The following is a 6,353-nucleotide window of genomic DNA, read 5'->3' on the forward strand; positions in this document are numbered from 1 at the left end:
ACCCTGCGCCAGCACGATCTCAACTTCACGCAGCTTGCCGATAATCTCTTCCGGCTTGTGCTTCTTGCTTGGCATTCGATGTCCCTTTCGTGGTCCAGACTATCATAGTCTCTGGGCCACTCCGCAGGGGGCAGATCAGGTCCGTTCATTCAATAGCCCAGGCGCCGAGCCAAAAACCTCCTTCATCATGTTTCGATCATGGTACCGGGTCGAAGGGTTCATCGCTCCGTTGCGAGTGTGTAGCGCCTTCGACCCTCGTTTGATCAAGCCTAAGATGATTCGATCCCAGTGATGGTGCAAGGGGGAAGGCGCTGTATAGCCGGTGGAGGCACTGTAGTTCCGATTTCGGCACAACAGTACCGATTTTGACAATTTTAACAGCCACGCAGCGGCATCTGGCCCTTTGGTGACCGCGCTATGCTCGCGACTCGCATCCACATGCTGGAGAACCACGTCGCATGGTGGAGTTGGACTTGCAGCAAGTTGGATACCAAGCATTTCTCGCTGAACGTCGCTATGCTGCTTGCGACCGGGACAACGGCCTTATCGCTGCCAATTCGGGAGCATCTGAGAAGCACCGCTCAGGCGTGTGAAGGTCTTTGAAGCGGGTTCGGCTCCGCCTGTTCCCAGGCAATTTGGGCCAGTTCCGGGAAGACCGCTGCACGATCTCTTGCCTGGGCCGAAGCGGCAGTACCTCGGATACACCGGCCCTTTATTCCATGAAAGATCGCCGCCATCCGGAAAAAGTTGAATGCGAGATAGAATTGATAGTGCGGCATCGTCTTACGTCCCGCACGACCACAATAAGAATCCAGATAGTCCTGTTCCGAAGGGATATTAAGCGCGGCAAGGTCCGCCCCGCGCAGGCCGGCGACTATGTGAGGCGGCATTCGATACATCATCGCGTGATATGCGAAATCCGCTCCTGGATGACCGAGCGTGGAAAGCTCCCAATCCAGCACCGCCAGAACTCTGGGTTCGGTCGGGTGGAAGATCATGTTGTCGCAGCGGAAGTCTCCGTGAACGAGGGCCGTGACGTCGCCTTCGTCCGGGATGGCACCCGGCAGCCATTCGATTAACTTGTCCATGTTCGGATCGCGGCCGGCATCGCTGTCTTCGAGATACTGCTTCGTCCACCGTCCGATCTGGCGGGAAAAATAGTTACCCGATCGGCCATAGTCGCCCAACCCCACGCCATTAAAATCGACACTGTGCAGCTTGGCCAGCGTTGTATTCATGGCTTCAAAGTAGTGCGGCCGGTCTTCCCGGCTGACCTCAGGGAACGTTGTGTCCCAGAAGATGCGGCCTTGGACCATGTCCATGACATAGAACCACGTTCCGAGAACCGATTCATCGACACACAAACCATGAATGTGCGGAACGGGAAACTCGACGCTCCCCAGCGCGGATATCACCTTCGCCTCGCGCTCGATCGCATGGGCACCCTTCAACAACTGACCCGGCGGCTTACGCCGCAGGACATAGTCGTGTAATGGCGTCTTCAGCATGTAGGTCGGATTGGATTGGCCGCCCTTGAACTGCGCGATGGAGAGCGGACCGGTGAAGCCCGCTACGTTCGCCGTCATCCATGCCTGGAGCGCCCCGGCATCTATCGCAAAGCCCTGCCTGACTGCGGTCGTACCGACATTTTCCCAAATGTCCGCACTCATAGTGAGAGCGCCTCCTTCATTTCGCGCTTGATCCGCTTCGCCAACGACCATTTGTGAACCTCAGTGGGGCCGTCATAAATGCGAAATGCGCGGACCTCGCGGAAGACCTGCTCGACGATCGTGTCCTTCGTCACGCCGGTACCACCCATCACCTGTACGCATTTGTCGGCGATCCGCATCAGCGCCTCCGAAACAGCGACCTTGGCCATCGAGCTTTCCGACGTACCGAGAGAGCCAGAATCGAGCACGCCCGCCGCCCAGTCGATCATCAGTTCGCACTGCTTGATGTCGATGCGGTTCTCGGCGAGCATGAAGCCTACACCTTCGTGATCTATCAGCGGCTTTCCGAAAGCCATGCGACGACAGGCATATGAACTGGCGATCTCCTGAGCGCGGATGCAAGCACCCAGCCACCGCATACAATGCGACAAGCGTGCCGGAGACAGGCGAACCTGAGCATATTTGAAACCTTCCCCTGCCGCGCCAAGCATCTGGTCGGCGGGCACGCGCAGATTGTCGATCGCAACGATGGCGTGGCCGCCGGGCATGGAACTGTCGATCGTATCGAGGACTCGCTCGATACGGATCGCCGGGTCGGGAAGGTCGACCAGAAACATGCAGGCACCGACGTCAGCCTTCGCCATCACGATACCGACTTTCGCACCCCCGGCCCCGGTGATGAAGGCCTTGCGCCCGTTGATCACCCAGTGGTTACCATCGTGCAGGCAAATCGTCTGCATCATCGAGGGGTCGGACCCGGCTCCTCCGTCCTCGGCGGGCTCGGTCATGAAAAAGGCGGAACGCGCCGAGCCGGAAACCAGTGGAGCGAGAAAACGCTGCTTCTGTTCCGCATTGGCGACGTGGCCAAGCAGATACATGTTACCTTCGTCCGGCGCCATTGTGTTGCAGGCGAGCGGGCCCAGAGGAGAAAGACCCGAGCGAATAAGGACGAGCGCTGTCTCACGCTGGGAGAGATGCGAACCGTCAGCAAGGATGTGGGGGGTGAGCACGCCCGCTTCGCGGGCCAGCGCCCGCAATTCTGCGACGAGACCGTCCGATGGCCCATGGACTGTGCAACGCGGATCTTTTTCATAGGGGATGACCGCATCACGAACGAAATGTTCTACGGCGTTGGCTATTTCAACGGCTCTGCCGGTAACGGTCACGCGCAATCTCCGGGTTCGTTAATGCATATGAGTGATGGACGCCCTACAGCGTTTTCTAAAGACTGCTGACCAGATGGCCGCCATCGATCGTCAGCACCGATCCAGTCATATAGGCCGAGGCGCCCGAAGCCAGCATGAGCAGCGGGGCGTCAAGATCGGCCAGATGTCCGAGCCGACACTGCGGAATGCGCTTCATCATCGCCTTGCCCGGATCGCTTTGCCAGAACTCGTCGTTCAGTTCTGTGGAGACATAACCCGGAGCAATGGCGTTGACCCTTATGCCATGCCGCGCCCACTCAAGCGCCAGCAACTTGGTCATCTGGATCACTCCCGCCTTTGACACCGCATAGGGCAAAACCATGCCGGCCTGGCGCAACCCCAGAATAGAAGCGATGTTGATGATCTCCCCGCCCCGGCCGTGCGCCCGAAAGGCGCGCGCGGCGGCCTGCGCCATCAGGAAGCAGCCTTTCAGGTTGGTGTCGATAACTGCGTCCCAGTCAGCTTCGGTCTGTTCAAGAGCAGGGCCCTCACGGACGATGCCCGCATTGTTCACCAGGATATCGAGTTTGGCGAATGAAGGGGAAATCGCCTCAATGCTGGCAAAGTCGGTCACATCAAACGCAACAGATTCCGCAGAACCTCCTGAAGCATTGATACGACTTGCGAGTTCGGCCAGTGCTCCCTCGCGTCGGGCTGCGATTACGACATGCGCGCCGGCATTGGCCAGCACGCCCGCGAAATGCGCGCCAAGACCGCTTGATGCGCCAGTCACCAGCGCCACCTTCCCGGTTAATGGTTTGTTCTCCGACATATTTATCTGGTCCATCTGTTCAATGCTGCCTATCGCGCAGCCATGCGAATGGCGCCATCCAGCCGGATCGTTTCCCCGTTCAGCATGGGATTGGCCAGAATGCTATCGACCAGCATGGCATATTCTTCAGGCTTTCCGAGCCGGCTGGGATGCGGAACCTGCTGGGCCAGCGAGTCCTGCGCAGCCTGTGGCAAGCCTGCCAACAATGATGTCCAGAAGATTCCCGGCGCAATGGTCATTACGCGTATCTGCCACCGACCGAATTCGCGGGCGAGCGGCAGCGTCATGCCCACCACGCCTCCCTTTGATGCGGCATAGGCGGCTTGGCCGATTTGCCCGTCAAAAGCAGCGACAGAGGCCGTGTTTATGATTACGCCCCGTTCCTCACCAATGGCCTTCGTTTGCTGCAATCGGGCGGCGAACCGGGACGCTACAAGGAATGTGCCGACCAGATTGATTTCTACTGCCTTGCGGAAGCTATCCATCGGGTGCGGAACAAACTCTCGACCAACGGCTTTTATTGCAGGAGCGATTCCAGCGCAATTGACCAGAATCCGGGCCGTCCCATGCGCCGCTTCGGCGGCGTCGAGACCCGCAGTGACGCTGCCTTCGTCGGTCACATCGACTGGTTGAAACAAACCGCCAATTTCTCGTGCGATTGTTTCGCCTTCCAATGGATTCAGATCGAAAATGGAGACTTTTGCGCCCTTCGCGGCAAGCAACCTAGCAGTCGCCGCCCCAAGCCCTGATGCGCCGCCCGTGATGATGGCGGCTTGTAAATCGATGTTCATGGGCTTTCCCTAAACCAACTCTACCGCGACGGCGGTCGCTTCGCCGCCCCCGATGCAAAGTGCGGCAACGCCCTTCTTCAGGTTCCGTGCCTTAAGTGCTGCGATCAATGTGACGATAATACGTGCGCCGCTGGAACCGATCGGGTGGCCAAGTGCAGTGGCACCACCATTGACGTTGATCTTGTGGTGCGGAATGGCGAGGTCATGCATCGCGATCATGGCGACAGCGGCAAAAGCCTCGTTGACCTCGAACAGGTCGACGTCGTCTATCGACCATCCTGCCTTATCCAGTACCTTGCGGATCGCGAAAACGGGGGCGGTCGTGAACAAGGCGGGTGCATGGGCATGGGCGGCGGTGGCGACGAGGCGGGCTTATTGCTTGAGATGCAGTTCCTGCGCAACGCTTGCGCGCGTCAACACCAGCGCAGCGGCACCGTCCGAAATGGACGCCGAACTGGCGGCCGTAATAGTGCCGTCCTTTGCGAAGGCCGGCTTGAGACTAGGTATCTTATCCGGTTTTGCTTTACCCGGCTGTTCATCCTGAGTGACGATTGTTTCCCCGCCACGAACCGTGATAGCGACCGATACAACCTCGTCTGTAAAAGCACCGCTGGTAATCGCATTGTTGGCTCGTGTGAGGCTCTCTATCGCATAAGCGTCCATAGCTTCGCGTGTGAATTGATAGTCCTCCGCTGTAAGTTGCGCAAAGGCGCCCATGGCCTTGCCCTTCTCGTAAGCGTCTTCCAGGCCATCCATCATCATGGTATCGATGATCCGGTCATGACCAATACGAGCGCCCCCGCGATGTTTGGGAAGCGCGTAGGGGGCATTGGTCATACTTTCCATGCCACCGGCGATAACAACGTCCGCGCCACCGGAAGCCAGCGCCTCGGCCGCCATGATCGTGGCCTGCATCCCCGAGCCGCACATCTTGTTGATCGTAGTGGCTTCAATGGATTCTGGCAGGCTTGCACCGAGCGCCGCCTGTCGCGCTGGTGCCTGACCAAGCCCGGCGGGCAGGACGCACCCCATATAGATGCGGTCGATCACATGCAACGGGCAACCGGAACGCTCGACCGCCGCCTTTACTGCAATTGCACCCAGTTCAGTGGCGGTCACGCTTGAGAGTCCGCCTTGAAAGGCCCCTATTGGTGTACGTACATACGAGGAAATGATAATCGGATCAGTCATGAGAACTCCTGCTAGGTGCGGACGACGACCATGTGCCGGTGACTGATACGATTACAATCGGACATGCTCGCACGTTACGGAATACCGTGCTGAATTATTGTTTATTTCCCCGGGATTCTGCCGGTAGGTTTCCGAAACAGGAAACTCAGCAGGAACAGCGCAAGCTTCCAATTAAGCAGCGAAATGACGTTTCGCGCTTCTTCCGGCCTGACCACGGCGGTCATCGGCATGCTTCCCATGATTTTTCCCTTGATCACAAGATTGCCATCTTTGGCTTCAAGAGTGCTTATTTCCATGAGATTGCTCTTATCCGGGGCATAAATCTTTATTGATTTGCTCATCTGCTTCTCCGTCTATGCAGCGGTTCAAAGCTGCGCATAGGCATGGTTGTCGAACTCGGCTACAGCGTAGCCTATAGTGTCGGTCGAGTTCCCGTCGTGTACGTATTTCTCAAACACGTTGTTCTCGGCTCTTTAGGTTGTTTCCATCATGTCCCAGAAGTGCGAGGAAGCAGGCTACGTTGACGATGCGTCCGGGCAATGAGCGTCTGACGAATAACAAATGGCTGATGGCTTGGTTTGCTATGGGTACGGCCGATTGGGAGATGGGCAGGGATGAACGCAGATTTCGATGTCGTCGTGGCTGGCGCAGGACACAACTCGCTGGTGGCGGCAGCCTATCTTGCCGCGGCCGGAATGAAGGTGCTGGTGTTGGAGCGCAATGC

The 6,353-nt window shown here is 57.9% G+C and carries 6 protein-coding genes and 1 pseudogene; 1 reads left to right on the plus strand and 6 read right to left on the minus strand.

Going from position 1 to position 6,353, the window contains the following annotated elements; all coding sequences use genetic code 11:
* Positions 1-581: 581 nt before the first annotated feature.
* The 6 genes and pseudogenes from QMG56_RS22815 to QMG56_RS22840 all read right to left on the minus strand — a co-directional run bounded on the left by QMG56_RS22815 (position 582) and on the right by QMG56_RS22840 (position 5,970).
* Positions 582-1,670 carry a phosphotransferase gene (locus QMG56_RS22815; protein WP_281825163.1) on the minus strand — a complete coding sequence of 363 codons (1,089 nt, stop codon included), beginning with the start codon at positions 1,668-1,670 and terminating at the stop codon, positions 582-584.
* Positions 1,667-2,836, minus strand: coding sequence for an acyl-CoA dehydrogenase family protein (locus QMG56_RS22820; RefSeq protein ID WP_281825165.1), 1,170 nt, complete (start codon positions 2,834-2,836; stop codon positions 1,667-1,669). The genes QMG56_RS22815 and QMG56_RS22820 overlap by 4 nt, the downstream gene beginning before the upstream one ends.
* Before the next feature lie 55 nt (positions 2,837-2,891).
* On the minus strand, positions 2,892-3,647 hold the full coding sequence (locus tag QMG56_RS22825) for an SDR family NAD(P)-dependent oxidoreductase (protein ID WP_281825167.1): 756 nt from the start codon (positions 3,645-3,647) through the stop codon (positions 2,892-2,894).
* Between the two features lie 29 nt (positions 3,648-3,676).
* Positions 3,677-4,438 (minus strand): SDR family NAD(P)-dependent oxidoreductase, encoded by a 762-nt coding sequence (locus tag QMG56_RS22830; protein ID WP_281825168.1) that lies wholly within the window; start codon positions 4,436-4,438, stop codon positions 3,677-3,679.
* Between the two features lie 9 nt (positions 4,439-4,447).
* A pseudogene (locus tag QMG56_RS22835) lies at positions 4,448-5,629 on the minus strand (acetyl-CoA C-acyltransferase).
* A gap of 101 nt (positions 5,630-5,730) precedes the next feature.
* Entirely contained in the window at positions 5,731-5,970 is a 240-nt protein-coding gene (locus QMG56_RS22840) for a hypothetical protein (protein ID WP_281825170.1), read from the minus strand.
* A 273-nt stretch (positions 5,971-6,243) separates the two neighbouring features.
* Here QMG56_RS22840 and QMG56_RS22845 point away from each other — a divergent pair.
* Positions 6,244-6,353, plus strand: a 110-nt coding sequence (locus QMG56_RS22845) for an NAD(P)-binding protein (protein WP_281825171.1), incomplete at its 3' end; no start/stop codon positions are given.

The organism is Sphingobium sp. BS19 (assembly GCF_027925545.1).
Classification (GTDB): Bacteria; Pseudomonadota; Alphaproteobacteria; order Sphingomonadales; family Sphingomonadaceae; genus Sphingobium.

What these genes read in the sequence shown, in the direction of transcription:
- QMG56_RS22825 (WP_281825167.1), bottom strand. Translation starts at nt 3,647, where the DNA reads ATGTCGGAGAACAAACCATTAACCGGGAAGGTGGCGCTGGTGACTGGC.
- QMG56_RS22830 (WP_281825168.1), bottom strand. Translation starts at nt 4,438, where the DNA reads ATGAACATCGATTTACAAGCCGCCATCATCACGGGCGGCGCATCAGGG.
- QMG56_RS22815 (WP_281825163.1), bottom strand. Translation starts at nt 1,670, where the DNA reads ATGAGTGCGGACATTTGGGAAAATGTCGGTACGACCGCAGTCAGGCAG.
- QMG56_RS22840 (WP_281825170.1), bottom strand. Translation starts at nt 5,970, where the DNA reads ATGAGCAAATCAATAAAGATTTATGCCCCGGATAAGAGCAATCTCATG.